This is a genomic window from Nonomuraea sp. NPDC003560 (assembly GCF_042878785.1).
Lineage (GTDB): Bacteria > Actinomycetota > Actinomycetes > Streptosporangiales > Streptosporangiaceae > Nonomuraea.
On record NZ_JBIAOF010000025.1, the window covers coordinates 1 to 13950 of the forward strand.

The window sequence follows — 13950 nt, forward strand, 5'->3', positions numbered from 1 at the left end:
AGCGCCCAGACCGTCAACCTGACCGCCTCCGGGCTGCCCAGCGGCACCACCGCCAGCTTCAACCCGGCCTCGGTGACCTCCGGCAACTCCTCCACGCTGACCCTGTCGGTCGGCGCCTCCACCGCCCAGGGCACCTACCCGATCACCATCACGGGCACCGGCTCCACCACGCACACCGCGACGTACACCCTGACGGTCGGCACCGGCGGCCCCGGCCGGACGTTCACCAACAACACCGACTACCAGATCAGGGACTACTCCACCACCCAGAGCTCGATCACGTCCAACGCGACGGGCACCGCGGTCTCCCCGGTGAAGTTGTCCATCACGATCAGCCACACCTGCGCCGAGGACCTGAACATCCGGCTCCGCGGCCCGAACGGCACCTTCTACCTGGTCGACGCCTACGGTGGCACCAGCTGCACCCAGTACGGCACCAGGACCTTCTCGGTCCCGGTCAGCCAGCAGGCCGCCGGCACCTGGACGCTCGACATCAGGGACGTCTACGCCGGTGACACCGGCTTCCTGGACACCTGGAGCATCACGCTCTGAGCGTCGTCAATCAGAGGTGGCGAGCCCCGGCCGGTCCTCCGGCCGGGGCTCGTTCACGTCGCCGGCGGATGCGCGCGCCGAGTTCCGGGTTCGTCCGGGCGGGCCGCCGTTCAGACCTCCACGCCCATGGCGGCCGCGGCTGCTGAGAGGTTGACGTAGTCGCGCAGACGGGTGATCCGCCCCTCGCGAACGGTGAGGACGATCAGGTTGGGCAGCGCGAACTCGCCGGTGGCCGCGCTGGTCCCGAGGGCCTCCTGCTCGACGACGATCGTTCCCGGATCGCCGGTGTCATGGACGGCGAGGGTGCGGTAGCGCTCGTACGTCAGCGGGTGGTCCCGCCAGCCCGCGGTGATCCAGTTCACGATCTCGTCCCGGCCCGCGAGCCGGGACGGCAGACCCGGGCCGGTGAACGGGAACTCGTGGACCGCGTCGAGGGCGTAGAGGCGCCGCAGCTCGTCGGCGGACCGCGTGACGGCGGCCCGGCGCCAGCGTTCCAGCACCGCACGCGGACCGGCTTCCTGCCCGTCGAGCGCCGCCCGCCGGGCGGTCACCCTGCGGTGGCTGATCCGCCAGCCGTCGGATCGGCGGGTGAGGACGTCGTCGTAGACGACGCTGCCGGCCGTTCCGTCGGCCTTGATGCCGATCCCCTTGGACCGGACCCGGGCCGAACGATCGTCGATCGGCGTGATCAAAATGTTGGTGACGTGATGGCCGACCGGGTTGGCCTCGCCCGCCGCGAGCGCGGCCGCGCGGACGGCGGCGATCCCGTGCAGGCAGCCGAGGCCGAAGTCGTCCAGGTCGTAGACGACGTCCGGGGTGAAGAGCTCGTCGGCCCGGTCCAGCTCGCCGGCGTCGGTGAGGTGGCCGTGAAGATGGATCAGATCGGTGATGTCGGTTCTGTCTTGTTCCGTCAGCGCCATGGGGGCGGCCCTCCACGCTCCGGGTGAGCCACGCCAGTAAGGTGAGGCATAGTCCGGTTACGTGGGCACGGTAGCGGACTGTGTCCCCGGTAAGCAAGGATGGGTGACGGTGACGGCAGGCCACGATCCACGATCCCGCGAGGGGCGTCCGATGCGCGCGGACGCCCGGCGCAACTACGAGCAGCTGGTCGAGCAGGCGAGAATCGCGTTCGCCGAGTCCGGCGTCGAGGCCTCCCTGGATGAGATCGCCCGGCGGGCAGGGGTGGCCAGCGGGACGCTCTATCGGCATTTCCCCACCCGGCTGGATCTCATCGAGGCGGTGCTCGCCGGGCAGATGGCCGACCTGGTCGACCTCGGCCACCGGCTGCTGGCGGCCGAGGACGCGTTCGACGCGGTGTCCGGGTGGTTGCGTGCCGCGCTCGCGCACGGCCTGACCTATCGGGGTCTGTCGGCGGCCGTGATGAACGCGGCGCTTGATCGCGAGACCGACCCGGTGGCGAACTGGCACGCGCAGATGTTCGAGGTGGGAGCCGCGTTGCTGGCCAGGGCGCGGCGGTCAGGCGCGATCGTCGCCGAGGCGGACGACGCGGACGTGCTGAGGATGGTCGGCGCGATCGCCTGGGCCGCCCAGGACACCCCCGACAGCCCGGCGCGCGCCGACCGTCTGCTCACCCTCCTGCTGAACGGGCTCCGCCACGGCGACGTCCGGCCATGACCCTTGCCGGCGATCGGGTCAGGCGTTCTCGCGGGCGTCGTTGCGGAGGCTGAGGAAGACCAGCACGATCCCGATGTAGGTGCACAGCCGCACCGCGTCGGGGATGCCGTTCCAGGTGCCGTTCATCCACATGCCGAACCACTCGCCGCCGATGGCCTGGAAGCCGAAGAACCACAGCAGCAAGGCGACCGTGCAGCCGACGACGCCCCATCGCTTGGACCGCTGGAAGGCGGCGTCGTCGCGGCCGACGGCCCTGACCTGCTGCCAGGCCGACACGAGACAGGTCACCATGATGACCGCCTCGGTGAGGATGACGCCGACGTAGGCGACGTGATGCGCCCACGTCCACGGGATGGCGCGGTAGTTGATCTGGCTGACCGCGGCGAGCTCGGGCTTCTGTGCGTCCATGGCCAGCACGTGCCGGACGAACTCGAAGTTCGTGCCGTAGTCGGTGAGGTTGCCGAACACGACGAGCAGCGCGAAGCCGCCGACGGTGAAGGTGAGCAGCGCCTTCGCCAGGCGAAGGGCGACGATGGTGTCGAAGCGGGCCAAGGTTCTTTCCTTTGACATCTCTGAGATCGAATGAGCACACGAGCCCAGAGGAGGTGTCCTGCACAGGGGAAAGATCCACGGGGCCCGCTCGCCCGGCGTGGAGGAACTCGCCGGGCCGCTCCACTGGCTCCGTCACTGGCGGCGACGTCGCGGGCCCCTCAGCCTGAGGTGGAACAACGTGACTTATAGTAGCCGACTCCGCAAAGCACGCATAAAAGGCGCAGGCTCGCGCCGAGCGGCGCGACGGGTCCCGGACGCGGCTCACCGGCCGCCGATGTCGTCGCTCCACAGCCGGGGCGAGCGCCGTTGGAACTCCGACATCAGCGCGATGCACCGCTCATCGGCCCGGACCTCGACGTCGACGCCGTGTCCGCGCAGGAAGCCGACGTCCCCCGCGTAGGTCACCCGTTCGGCGATGACCACCCGCGGGATCTGGAACAGGATGATCGCCCCGCTGCACATCGGGCACGGCGACAACGTCGTGTACAGCGTCGTGCCGGCGTAGGAGGATCGCGATCCCGCGTCGCGCAGGCAGGCCATCTCACCGTGCGCCGTCGGATCACCTCGCTGGACGCGCTCGTTGTGACCCGCCCCGAGCAGGGCGGTGGGAGTGGCGAGCACCGCGCCGACGGGGATCCCGCCCTGCCCGAACCCCGTCCGCGCCTGCTCGAACGCGATCTGCATCATGGCGTCGTCGTCCGGCCACGGCGGCCCGTCCTTCATGACTGCCCTCCCGGCGAAGGTGATGCTCCGGTCTGCTGGAAGTTGTCATCCCCGTCCACGGCCTTGGACAAGGCTGATCGCAGCAAAACAACGGTGGCGACCGGCGACGGTGCGCCAGGAACTCGGCCGCGGCCTCGGCACAGTCACGGACGAAGATCGGGGCGACGCGGACCCGGTCGGTCCGGACGGGCCCGAGCGACGCGCAGGTGCCGCAACGCCTCGTCGAAGCGGCCGAGCAGGCGGCAGACCTCGCCGAGATTGCGGGCGACCATGCCGTCGGTGTCGCCGGGACGGAGCGGCTGCCCGCACACTGATCACTTCTTCGGCCGACCCCTGACCCTGGGACCGGTCACGGACTCTGCGAGATCCGAAGTCCGGCGCCTCTCGCCGCGCTTCACCCCACGCACTGAGCCGTGCCGGCGCGGTGGCGTCCTTGGGTTCCTGCCGCAGCGCCGGCAGGAGAGCGGCCGCGTGCACGAGTGACAGCGTGATCTTCGTCCCGGCGAGGGCTCACAGGCGTCTCCGCCGTCATCACTCCTGAGCGGGCCATTCCTCGGCCAGGAGCGCGTATGAGAGACCGTCGAGCCATCCCTTGGTGCGGTGGAGTGAGTCTCTCACCGTGTGCTGTTCGCGGCGCATCCCGACCCGCTCCATCAGCCGCCACGAGGATTCGTTGTCGTAGAAGCAGTCCGCGTGCAGGCGGCGCAGGCCAAGACTCCTGAAGGAGATGTCGATGAGGGCGCGCACCGCTTCGGTGGCGTAGCCCTTGCCGCCGTAGGCGGGATCGAGCGTCCACCCGAGCTCTCCTTGGACGCTTCTCGCCCGGTCAGCGACCTCTTCCTGGGCCCAACCGTCCTGGACCCTCAGTGTCAGGTCGCCGATCACCCGGCCGTCCAGTTCGATGATGAGCAGGTCTGCGAGCCGCTCCTCGCTGAGGAAACGCTCACGGTAGTCGTCGTAGGTCTTTGTGGCGGCCGCGATCCATTCGTGGGTCTCCGGCAGTTGCCGGTAGGCCCAGGTCGCGTCCAGGTCGTCGGGGGCAGCTCGGCGCAACAGCAGCCGCTCGGTGGAAATCGGCCAGTCCAGCGTGTCAAGAGGGTGACGCATAGGCCCTCATGGTGACAGCGGGCTGTGGTGACACACAAACGGATTATCGCGGACGACATCTCCGAGAACGACGCGGCGATCGCCCTCCAGGAACCGACAGGACACCGAAGCGACCAACGCGGCCGCCGTCGGTCGGCAGACAGGCTGCCCTCACACTGGGTCGCCAAGCGCACCACGGAGACAACCAGGCATGTCCGGATTCGGCGCCTCCGTCTGTCAGGACATCCCGCACTATCGTTGCGGCATGAACACCCCGGCGGCGGAAGCCGACATCGACGTCGACCTTGTCGACCGCCTGATCCGCGTGCAGCACCCGGATCTGGCAGGCCCGCTCACCCCCGTCGCCAACGGCTGGGACAACGTCATCTACCGCCTGGGGACAGACCTGTCCGTACGGCTGCCGCGCCGCCAGGTCGCCGTCGACCTCATCGTCAACGAGCAACGCTGGCTGCCGGTCCTGGCCGAGTACGTCGAGGTCGCACTGCCCATCCCCGTCCGGGTCGGCGTGCCCGGCGAGGGCTACCCGTGGCCGTGGACGATCGCGCCCTGGTTCGAAGGCAGCACGGTCGCCGACGTGCCGCCGCCCGACCGCTCCGGCATCGCCGTTCCGCTGGCCGACTTCATGACAGGCCTCCACCGGCCCGCACCGCCTGAGGCGCCGCGGAACCCCGTCCGCGGCGTCCCGCTCGCCGCCCGCGACGAAGTGGTACGGCAACGCCTACAGTCCATTTCCCGATCAGCTGAGCTTCTCCCGCTCTGGGAGAAGCTGGTCGCCCTCCCGCCCTGGCAGGGCCCCGCGCTCTGGCTCCACGGCGATCCGCACCCGGGAAACCTCCTGCTGAACGGGGAAGGGCTGGCGGCTGTCCTGGACTTCGGCGACCTCACCAGCGGCGATCCGGCCACCGACCTTGCCGCCGCGTGGCTGGTGTTCGACGAGAACGCGCGCGAGGTCTTCCGTTCACACGTGGACGCCGACGAGATGACCTGGGAACGCGCACGGGGCTGGGCCCTCGTCATGGGCACCGCTCTGGCCGCCCACTCGGCCGACAACCCCAGCATGGCGGCCATCGGTGAGCACGTCCTCGACCAGGTGCTTCTCACCTAGAGGTGTGACGCAGCACCTGACAGAGCAGCGTGGCCCGGTTGTCGGCGGCGAGTTCGGCGCGCGCAACGGGGGGCTGCGACGGCTTGTCGGTCGCCACCGGCCGTTCCCTTGTCGATCAAGTCCCGACTTGGCGGCCGATGAGGCGAAGACGGCCGGCACCGTCCTCGACGTTCAGCGCCAGGATCTCCGCGGCCCGGGCGGTCGGTGGCGCCGCGGATCAGCAAGCCTGCTACCAGGTGACAGAGCCCCGGCGGCGCAGCCGGAAGGCGACCGCCGACACCCACAACATCGCGCTGGTCACGCCGACGGCCAGGGTCACCGAACCCCCTTGGCCGCCGCTCATCGTCCAGCCGTTCCCGGCGATGACGGCCACGCCCGCCAGGAAGGACGCGACGGCCGAGCCCGGGGCTCCGGCCCGGGAGAAGTGGCGGCCGAGCACGAAGCAGGCCGCCGCCAGGGCGATGAAGGCGATCGAGCCGGAGGCCATGTGCAGCCCGGCGTGCCAGCTCATCGTCGCGGGCGGGCCCGCGGGGGTGCCGACGGGGAAGCCGTCGCCGGCGTCCATCCGGAAGATCCCCGCGAGGATCATCCCGATGCCGTTGACCAGCAGGAGGCGGGGCAGCCACCGGCCGGGGACGGCCCGGCGCAGCCCGTACGAGCCGGCGATCACCAGCGCGCCGACGACCAGGAAGTCGGCCACCTGGACCCAGCCGAGCGACCCGGTCGACAGCTGGCTGAGCGGGTGGCGGACGATGTCGAAGCCCTCACGGGTGAGCACCTGGGCCAGGTTGACCGCCGTCCACAGGGGAGCGGCGACGGCGCCCGCGGCCAGCAGGGTGCGGGTCGAGGAGGCGACGGGGGAGGTGGGGGCGGTGGGGGAGGTGAGGGAGGTGGCGGTCATGTCCCGTGTCCTTTCGTGTTCTACTGCATACGCGACGAACGAGCGATGTGACAGGGAACGCACATGAGATTTCTGCTGACGAACGTGAGCGAGCGGCGCGACGACGAGACGCTGCACGTCGAGATGGGCAGGTTCATCCAGGAGCTCACCGAGGCGGGCGTGCTGCTCGCCACCGGAGGCATGGAGCTGGGCGGCACCGTGCTCAGGTCCGCGGGCGGCGAGCTGACCGTGACCGACGGGCCCTTCGCCGAGGCCAAGGAGATGGCGGGCGGCTTCGCGCTGGTCGAGGTCGGTTCGCGGGAGGAGGCGCTGGAGGTCTCGCGGCGCTTCTTCGCGGTCGTCGGCGACGGCGAGTGCCACATGCGCCAGATCTACTGATGGACGCCGTCACGACGGTCTGGCGGGAGGAGTCCGCGCGGATCGTCGCCGGGCTGGCCCGGATGCTCGGCGACGTGGGCCTGGCCGAGGAGTTCGCCCAGGACGCGCTGGTCGCCGCGCTGGAGACCTGGCCCCGTGACGGCGTACCGGACAGGCCGGGCGCGTGGCTGACGACCACCGCCAAGCGGCGCGCCCTCGACCACCTGCGCCGCACCAGGCTGCAGGACCACGCGCGCCGCGACCTTGAGCCCGAGCAGCCCGGCGACCGCGAACGGCCGGAACAGGCCGAGGCCGGCGACGACGTGTTGCGGCTGATGTTCGTCTCCAGCCATCCCGTGCTGCCCGCCGAGGAGCGGACCGCGCTGACGCTGCGGCTGCTCGGCGGCCTGACCACCGCGGAGATCGCCCGCGCCTTCCTGGTGCGGGAGGCGGTCGTGGCCGGACGCGTCGCGCGCGCCAAGCGCACGCTCGCCGACGAGGGGGTGCCGTTCGAGCTGCCGCAGGGGCCCGAGCTGGCCGTACGGCTGGCGTCCGTGCTGGAGGTCATCTACCTGATCTTCAACGAGGGTTACTCGGCCACGGCGGGCGAGGACCTGACGCGGCCCGCCCTGGCGCTGGAGGCGCTGCGGCTCGGACGGCTGCTGGCCGGGCTGGCGCCGGGCGAGTCCGAGGTGCACGGGCTGGTGGCGCTGATGGAGATCCAGCAGTCGCGCGCGGACGCCCGTACCGGGCCGTCGGGGGAGCTGGTGCAACTGCACGAGCAGGATCGGGGACGGTGGGACCGGGAGCTGATCGCGCGCGGGTTCGCCTCCATGCTGAGGGCGCGGGAGGCGGGCGGAGGGCTCGGGCCGTACGTCCTTCAGGCGGCGATCGCGGTGTGTCACGCGCAGGCGGCCGGGGCAGCCGACACGGACTGGGAGCGGATCGCGGCCCTCTACGGCCCGCTGGTACGGCTGCTGCCCTCGCCGGTGGTCCGGCTCAACCAGGCGGTCGCCGTCGGCATGGCGACCGGGCCGGAGGCGGGGCTGGCGCTGATGGACCCGCTGCTGTCGGACCCGGCGCTGCGGGACTACCCGCCGCTGTCCGCCGTCCACGGCGACCTGCTGGCGCGGGCGGGACGTGACACCGAGGCCGCGACGGCGTTCGAGCGGGCCGCCGCCCTCACCCGCAACGCCGCCGAACGCGCCTTCCTCCTCGCCCGCGCCGCTCGCCACCGCACCGCCTCCCCCCTCGCCCGTACGGCGGGCACTGGGGACATGGCCCTGCTCGGCGACGCGGCGGACCGGTTCCTGGCACGTACGGACCTGGACGCCGGGACGATCCGGTCGTACGGGCAGACGTTGCGACGGCTGAGCCTGGACCTGGGGGCCGCCACGCCGCTGGCCGACATCACCCCCGCCCTGGTGGCCAGGGTGTTCGCCGCCGCCTGGAGCACGGCCGCGCCCAGGACCTGGAACCGCCACCGCGCGGCCGTACGGTCGTTCGGCGCGTGGGCGGGCCTCGGCGACCTGACGGCCGAGCTGCCCAGGAAGCACGACGACCGCAGGAGACGCCCCGCCGTCGACGACCGGGCACTGGCCGCGCTCTGGCGGCACCCGTCGACGCGGGAGAGGGCATTGTGGCGGCTGGTGCACGAGTCGGGCGCCTCGGCCGCCGCCGTCCTCGCGCTCGACGTCGAGGACCTCGACCTGCCCGCCCGCCGCACGGCCACGATCACGTGGGGCGACGGCGCCGCACCCCTGCTGGAGGAGCTGGTCGCGGGCCGGACCCGCGGCCCCCTCTTCCTGGCCGACCGCAGGCCCGCCCCCGCCCGGACGCCGGACCCTGCCGACCTGTGCCCCGAGACCGGCAGACGCCGCCTGTCCTACGAACGCGCCGAGTACCTGTTCAAGCAGGCCTCGGGCGGCTTCACCCTGCACCAGCTCGCAGCGTCCGTACGCCGCTCGGCACCAGCACCACGCACAGCAACGCGGTGACCCGGCAACGCACCGTTGCGGGCGCTGACGAGCCGGCTCGGATCCCCAGCGGCTGACACCGACTCGGCAAACCTCATGGCGGGGAACTCGCCGCCGGTTACGGTGCTGGCATGCTGGTGCGCCTGCTGTGGAAGCCTCTGCCCGAGTCGTGGCCGCAAGCGGCGCCCCCGCCGTCCAGCGGCCCCACCGGAAGCTGATCTAGCCGATTCAGGTCCTTGATGGCGCGCCGGATCTTCGCCGGACGCGTCTTCGCTGCAGTCAACGGCACGCCGAGCAGCGTCCCGATCTCGTGCCATGACCGGCCGTTCCCGCGCGCGGCCTCGGCCAGGGCCGGCTCGTCCTCCAGCAGTTGCGCCGGTCAGCCGAACCGCAGGACGAACCGCCCGCGAACGCCGCGCCGTTCGAGCGAGCGATGCGCCTCGGCGGCTCGGGAGGCCGGCAGTTCGCCGGCCACGCGGACGGTGAGCCGTCCCTCACCGGCGAGTTCGGCGAGCCGGTCGAGCTCGGCCGCGGCCTCGGCGTAGTCGCGGACGAAGATCGGGACGACGCGGACCCGGTCGGTCCCGTCACCCTGGTAACCGCGGACGGTGACGACGGTGCCGCCGTCCTTGACGGCAGGCAGCACGGCGGCCTCCAGCACGGCGGCGTCGACGAGCCCGTCCACGCCACCCGGGTGGTGACGGCGGACCATTGCGGCGAAGTCGTCGCCCCGCGGCACGACTTCGTCGGCTCCGCACTCGCGGACGAACGTCTCGTCCCCTTGGGCGGCGTCGGCCACGACGACCAGCCCGGCCTGCTTGGCGAGCTGGACGACGTACCCGCCGACGGTGCCCGCTGCGCCGGTGACGGCGACCGTCGCGCCGGCCGGGAGCGCCAGCGTGTCGAGTGCGAGCCGGGCGGTGAGCCCGTTCATCGGGATGGTGGCGGCCTGGACGTCCGAGAGCCCGGCCGGGATCTTCGCCACCGAGCGCGCCGACACGACGAGGTCTGCCCGGTAGCCGCCGTGCGCACCTGAGGGCACCACGATGGCCATGACGGCGTCCCCGATCGTGAACGGGCGCTCGACGGCGGGGCCGATCTCGGTGATCACGCCGGCAACCTCCATGCCCGGCACCCGCACCGCGTCCGCCTCGTCCTGCCGCGGACGAGAACGGATCATCGCGTCGGCCGGGTTCACCGTGGCACTGCTCACCCCGATCCTGACCTGGCCGGGACCGATCGGTTCGGCCACCAGGTCGAACTCGCCGAGAGCGTCCGGTCCGCCTGGCTGCGTCACTCCGATTGCTTGGACCATGGTCGTTCGTCCTCCTTGTTCGTTGCCGCCGGGGTGGCGACGGGCAGCGCCGACCGCGCCGCCGACGAGTCGCGGCGTCTGGCCGACCCGGTTCGGCTACGGCGATGTGGGGGCGTGCAGACCCTCCAGCAGCAGGCTGCACACCTCGTCGAGTTCGGCGCCGATGCCGGGGTTCTGCCATTCGGCCGCGTGGGCGAGGTGGTGGAACTTGGCAGTGGCGTTGAAGACCACGTGGGCGGTGGCCTCCGCGTCGCCGGTGCGGAGGCTGCCGTCGGCGGCGCCGTCGGCGACGATGGCCGTCAGCTGGCCCAGGAGGTCGGCGACGTGGTCGGTGGCGACGCTGCTGTGCGCGGCCGCGAGGATTCCATAGGCGGCGAACAGCTCCGGGTCCTCGCGAATCTTGGCCTGCTTCACGGCCAGGACGGCGTGCAGCCAGGCGCGCAGCCGCCGCGCCGGCGGGACCGCGCGGTCGGCGGCGATGACGGCGAGGGCGTCACGGTTGCGGTCGAGCCAGCGCCGGGTCACGGCCTCGCGCAGCGCCTGCTTGGAGGGGAAGTGCTTGTAGACGGCGGCGTGGCTGACCCCGAGAGCCCGGGCGACGTCGACGACCGTTGCCTTGTCCGGTCCGTGGCGGCGCAGGATCTCCTCGGTGGCGGCCAGGATGGCGTTCGCGTCCAGCGGGGTTCGGGCGGGCATCAGCGCCTGCCGCCGGTTCGCTCGCTGTCCAGTAGCGCGAGCAGGGCGGGGGCGTAGCGTTCTCCCGCGACCGCCCCTCGGGGGACGGCCTGCTCGATCGCGTCCAGGTCGTCCTCGGTCAGCCGCAGGCCGGCGGCGTCCACCGCCTCGGTGACGCTGCGCGGTCGGCCGGCCCCGACCAGCGCGACGATGTCCCGATGCGCGCGACCCTGCGCCAGCACCCACGCGATCGCGAGTTGCGCGACCGTGGCGCTGCGGGAGGTGGCGATCTCCCGCAGCCGCTCGACCAGCGCGAGGTTGGTCTCGATGTTGCCGGCGGCGAAGCGGGGCAGGTGCCCGCGATGCCGCGTGTCGCCGGCCGACGGTCGCCACGTCCCGGTCAGCATTCCTTGGGCGAGCACCCCGTAGGCGGTGACGCCGATGCCCAGCTCCCGGCAGGTGGGCAGGATCTCGTCCTCGACGCCGCGGCTGAACAGTGAGTACTCGATCTGGACGTCGGTGATCGGGTGCACGGCGTGGGCGCGGCGGATCGTCTCGGCGCCGACCTCGGACAGCCCGATGCCGCGCACGTAGCCCTTCTGCACCATCTCGGCGACGGCGCCGACGGTCTCCTCGATCGGGACGGCCGGGTCCAGCCTGGCCGGGCGATAGATGTCCACGTAGTCCGTGCCCAGCCGTTGGAGCGAGTAGCCCAGGAAGTTCGGGATCGCGTCCGGCCGGCCGTTGATGCCGCGCATGCTGCCGTCCACGCCGAACAACGCGCCGAACTTCACGCTCACCACGGCGCGGTCGCGATCGGCGGATCGCAGCGCCTGCCCGATGAGCGTCTCGTTGTGCCCCATCCCGTAGTGGTCGGCCGTGTCGATGAACGTGATCCCGGCGTCGAGCGCGTGGCGAAGCGTCGCGATGCTCTGCTCGTCGGCGCTGGGTCCGTACGCGCCGGACATGCCCGCACAACCGAGCCCGACCGCCCCCACGCAGACGTCGGCGCCGAAGGTTCTCTGCTCCATACGAGAAACGCTAAGCCAGATCGGTAACAGATGTCAAAACTTGTAACCTGACACCTTGGCCGTTGCGGGTTCAGGGGTGTGGCGGCCTCTTCGAATCCTCGCCCTGGGAGTGAAGACCCCGGTGCCTCAAGGGCGGCAAATCGGACAACTGCTCTCCGGCGGGCTGATGGCGCGACCGCGGGCGGGTACGGCTCCCGCCGGCGCCGCGACGCCGAGCGCTTCCGGCGACGCCGTACAGACAAGCTGGTTCGCCCCGGCGATTTCCCCGGCGTCGTGGCTGCGGTGCGGGGACGCGACGGCCGGGTGCGCGACTACACCGCCGGCATGGCGGACCTGGAGACGCGCGCCAAGGTGCCCGCCAACGGGACGGTACGCATCGGCAGTCACACCAAGACGTTCGCCGCCACCGTCGTCCTGCAACTGGCCGGCGAGGGCAAGCTCGACCTGGACGCGCCGATCGAGAAGTACCTGCCCGGCGTGGTCCGCGGCAACGGCAACGACGGCCACAGGATCACGATCCGCCAGCTGCTGCAGCACACCTCCGGCCTGCCGGAGCACACGAACTTCCCGACGTTGTTCGGCATCCGGCACACCTATTTCGAGCCGCGGGACCTGATCGACAAAGCCCTCACGCAGAAGCCGCAGTTCGCCCCGGGCAAAAGCACCGCGGCAACCATCCGAACGGCTACCACGCCGACAAGAGCGGAAAGCTGGTGAAGTTCACCGAGATGGACCCCTCCTGGGGCTGGACGTCCGGCAACCTCATCAGCACCCCGCGCGACGTCACCCGTTTCCTGGGCGCGCTGCTGGGCGGCGACCTGCTCAAGCCGGCCCAGCTGAAGGAGATGAAGCAGACCACCGACTCTCCGGCACTCCCGCGCGGCTGGGGGTACGGGCTCGGCCTGATGAAGATCAAGCTGAGCTGCGGCGGCCACGCGTGGGGTCACGGCGGCGACATTTCCGGTTACGAGACCCGCAACGGCGTCACCGAGGACGGCCGGAGCGCCACACTCACCGTGACCGCGCTGCCGACCTCAGACGACAGCGCCGACCGCGTCGACAGCACCCTCGACGCCATGCTCTGCGCCCAGAAGTAGGGTCGCGCCCGGCTTCGGGCTCGTTCGTGTGGACGAGCCCGAAGCCGGGCGGCTCGCCTCCGGGGCGTCGCACCTCGCCGGCGACCATCCGGCCGGCCGGTCGTCGGACGACGTGTCGGCTATGTCAGTCGGTCGTGCCGGCGTGCACGGCGATGATTCGCCAGCCGTGCGTCTCGTCGTACAGCCACGTACGGGTGTAGCGCATCCTGGCCGCGAACGGCGTACCGGAGACGGTCCCTTCGACGGTGCCGAGGAACCACGTCACGCCGGTGCGCCCATCGGCGAGCACGGTCAACTCCTCCTCGGCCACCTTCGTCAGCACCTGCGTCCGAGTGCGGTGCAGCTCCAGGTCGTCCGCCTTGGTCGCAACGTTCGCACCGAAGGTGAAGATCAGCCGATCATCCAGCAGCCGATCCAGCGCCTCGACATCTCCAGCAAGCTGCGCGGCCTGGAGCCGGCGCTCGGCGTCCCGCAAGTCTTCCATCATGAGGTCCACCCTCCCAGCCGGCGCCGTACCAGCGCCAGGACGTTCACGCTCGGCTGATCTTCGCAGCTCGGTCCAGGGGGCACGGGGCATCGCGTCGCGAGCGGACCGGGGAGCGTCCTTCCGATGCGGCGCTCACGAGGGGGGCGACTGCTGCGGGGCCGGGTCGTCGGTCCAGCCCAGTCGTTCCACCCCGTACGCCGAGGTCTGGTGCCGCCTTTGGCGGCGTCGAATCCGGCACGCCGGCGGAAGGCGATCAGGAAGGTCTCGGCGGCGAGGTCCTCGGCGACGTCGAGGTCGAGGCGGCGGCCGATGTAGCGGCGGATCTCCTCGTAGTGGGCATCGAAGAGGGCGGAGAATCGCTCGGGATCGGCGACCGCTCCGTCGAGGAACGTGGTCATGCACGGGTCTCTCTCGCCGGGAATGTCGGACACTACTGA

The 13950-nt window shown here is 71.4% G+C and carries 17 protein-coding genes and 1 pseudogene; 7 read left to right on the forward strand and 11 right to left on the reverse strand.

All coding sequences use genetic code 11. The annotated features are described in order from the left end of the window. On the forward strand, positions 1-552 hold a 552-nt coding region (locus tag ACFYUV_RS50395), incomplete at its 5' end, for a proprotein convertase P-domain-containing protein (protein WP_387683102.1). 110 nt (positions 553-662) lie between these two features. Here ACFYUV_RS50395 and ACFYUV_RS50400 read toward each other — a convergent pair. Next, a complete protein-coding gene (locus tag ACFYUV_RS50400; protein ID WP_387683104.1) occupies positions 663-1472 on the reverse strand; it encodes a nuclear transport factor 2 family protein in 810 nt (269 codons plus the stop codon). Positions 1473-1623: 151 nt separating this feature from the next. On the opposite strand from ACFYUV_RS50400, the gene ACFYUV_RS50405 reads away from it, so the two are divergent. Next, the gene (locus tag ACFYUV_RS50405; RefSeq protein WP_387683106.1) at positions 1624-2187 is read left to right on the forward strand and encodes a TetR/AcrR family transcriptional regulator; all 564 of its coding nucleotides are present in this window, start codon (positions 1624-1626) and stop codon (positions 2185-2187) included. Between the two features lie 18 nt (positions 2188-2205). Here ACFYUV_RS50405 and ACFYUV_RS50410 read toward each other — a convergent pair whose 3' ends face one another. The 4 genes from ACFYUV_RS50410 to ACFYUV_RS50425 all read right to left on the reverse strand — a co-directional run bounded on the left by ACFYUV_RS50410 (position 2206) and on the right by ACFYUV_RS50425 (position 4569). Beyond that, positions 2206-2739, reverse strand: coding sequence for a DUF2165 family protein (locus ACFYUV_RS50410; protein ID WP_387683108.1), 534 nt, complete (start codon positions 2737-2739; stop codon positions 2206-2208). Positions 2740-3000: 261 nt separating this feature from the next. After that, positions 3001-3462 carry a nucleoside deaminase gene (locus ACFYUV_RS50415; RefSeq protein WP_387683110.1) on the reverse strand — a complete coding sequence of 154 codons (462 nt, stop codon included), beginning with the start codon at positions 3460-3462 and terminating at the stop codon, positions 3001-3003. 143 nt (positions 3463-3605) lie between these two features. Beyond that, on the reverse strand, positions 3606-3773 hold the full coding sequence (locus ACFYUV_RS50420; protein ID WP_387683112.1) for a tetratricopeptide repeat protein: 168 nt from the start codon (positions 3771-3773) through the stop codon (positions 3606-3608). A 220-nt stretch (positions 3774-3993) separates the two neighbouring features. Beyond that, on the reverse strand, positions 3994-4569 hold the full coding sequence (locus ACFYUV_RS50425) for a GNAT family N-acetyltransferase (RefSeq protein WP_387683114.1): 576 nt from the start codon (positions 4567-4569) through the stop codon (positions 3994-3996). Between the two features lie 244 nt (positions 4570-4813). On the opposite strand from ACFYUV_RS50425, the gene ACFYUV_RS50430 reads away from it, so the two are divergent. Continuing rightward, complete coding sequence (locus ACFYUV_RS50430; protein WP_387683116.1) at positions 4814-5674, forward strand: aminoglycoside phosphotransferase family protein; 861 nt, start codon at positions 4814-4816, stop codon at positions 5672-5674. A gap of 229 nt (positions 5675-5903) precedes the next feature. Here the strand turns inward: ACFYUV_RS50430 and ACFYUV_RS50435 are convergent, their stop codons facing one another. Further along, the gene (locus ACFYUV_RS50435) at positions 5904-6575 is read right to left on the reverse strand and encodes a DUF998 domain-containing protein (RefSeq protein WP_387683118.1); all 672 of its coding nucleotides are present in this window, start codon (positions 6573-6575) and stop codon (positions 5904-5906) included. A gap of 63 nt (positions 6576-6638) precedes the next feature. On the opposite strand from ACFYUV_RS50435, the gene ACFYUV_RS50440 reads away from it, so the two are divergent. Further along, positions 6639-6953: a YciI family protein gene (locus ACFYUV_RS50440; protein WP_387683120.1), complete on the forward strand. Its 315-nt coding sequence runs from the start codon at positions 6639-6641 to the stop codon at positions 6951-6953. Further along, the gene (locus ACFYUV_RS50445) at positions 6953-8929 is read left to right on the forward strand and encodes a sigma-70 family RNA polymerase sigma factor (protein WP_387683122.1); all 1977 of its coding nucleotides are present in this window, start codon (positions 6953-6955) and stop codon (positions 8927-8929) included. Before ACFYUV_RS50440 ends, ACFYUV_RS50445 begins: the two co-directional genes overlap by 1 nt. Positions 8930-9287: 358 nt before the next feature. Here the strand turns inward: ACFYUV_RS50445 and ACFYUV_RS50450 are convergent, their stop codons facing one another. The 3 genes from ACFYUV_RS50450 to ACFYUV_RS50460 all read right to left on the reverse strand — a co-directional run bounded on the left by ACFYUV_RS50450 (position 9288) and on the right by ACFYUV_RS50460 (position 11929). Continuing rightward, complete coding sequence (locus ACFYUV_RS50450; protein ID WP_387683124.1) at positions 9288-10223, reverse strand: NADP-dependent oxidoreductase; 936 nt, start codon at positions 10221-10223, stop codon at positions 9288-9290. Positions 10224-10319: 96 nt separating this feature from the next. Next, on the reverse strand, positions 10320-10919 hold the full coding sequence (locus tag ACFYUV_RS50455; RefSeq protein WP_387683125.1) for a TetR family transcriptional regulator: 600 nt from the start codon (positions 10917-10919) through the stop codon (positions 10320-10322). Continuing rightward, entirely contained in the window at positions 10919-11929 is a 1011-nt protein-coding gene (locus ACFYUV_RS50460; RefSeq protein WP_387683127.1) for an aldo/keto reductase, read from the reverse strand. The genes ACFYUV_RS50455 and ACFYUV_RS50460 overlap by 1 nt, the downstream gene beginning before the upstream one ends. Before the next feature lie 282 nt (positions 11930-12211). Between ACFYUV_RS50460 and ACFYUV_RS50465 the strand changes: the two genes are divergently transcribed. Together ACFYUV_RS50465 and ACFYUV_RS50470 are read left to right on the forward strand one after the other, a co-directional pair. Continuing rightward, complete coding sequence (locus ACFYUV_RS50465) at positions 12212-12646, forward strand: serine hydrolase domain-containing protein (RefSeq protein WP_387683129.1); 435 nt, start codon at positions 12212-12214, stop codon at positions 12644-12646. Next, positions 12604-13026: pseudogene (locus ACFYUV_RS50470) on the forward strand (serine hydrolase); the annotation flags it as partial. The gene ACFYUV_RS50465 and the pseudogene ACFYUV_RS50470, both read left to right, overlap by 43 nt. 124 nt (positions 13027-13150) lie before the next feature. Here the strand turns inward: ACFYUV_RS50470 and ACFYUV_RS50475 are convergent. Beyond that, positions 13151-13513 carry a nuclear transport factor 2 family protein gene (locus ACFYUV_RS50475; protein WP_387683131.1) on the reverse strand — a complete coding sequence of 121 codons (363 nt, stop codon included), beginning with the start codon at positions 13511-13513 and terminating at the stop codon, positions 13151-13153. Beyond that, a complete protein-coding gene (locus tag ACFYUV_RS50480; protein WP_387683133.1) occupies positions 13510-13911 on the reverse strand; it encodes an RNA polymerase sigma factor in 402 nt (133 codons plus the stop codon). The genes ACFYUV_RS50475 and ACFYUV_RS50480 overlap by 4 nt, the downstream gene beginning before the upstream one ends. Positions 13912-13950: the final 39 nt, after the last annotated feature.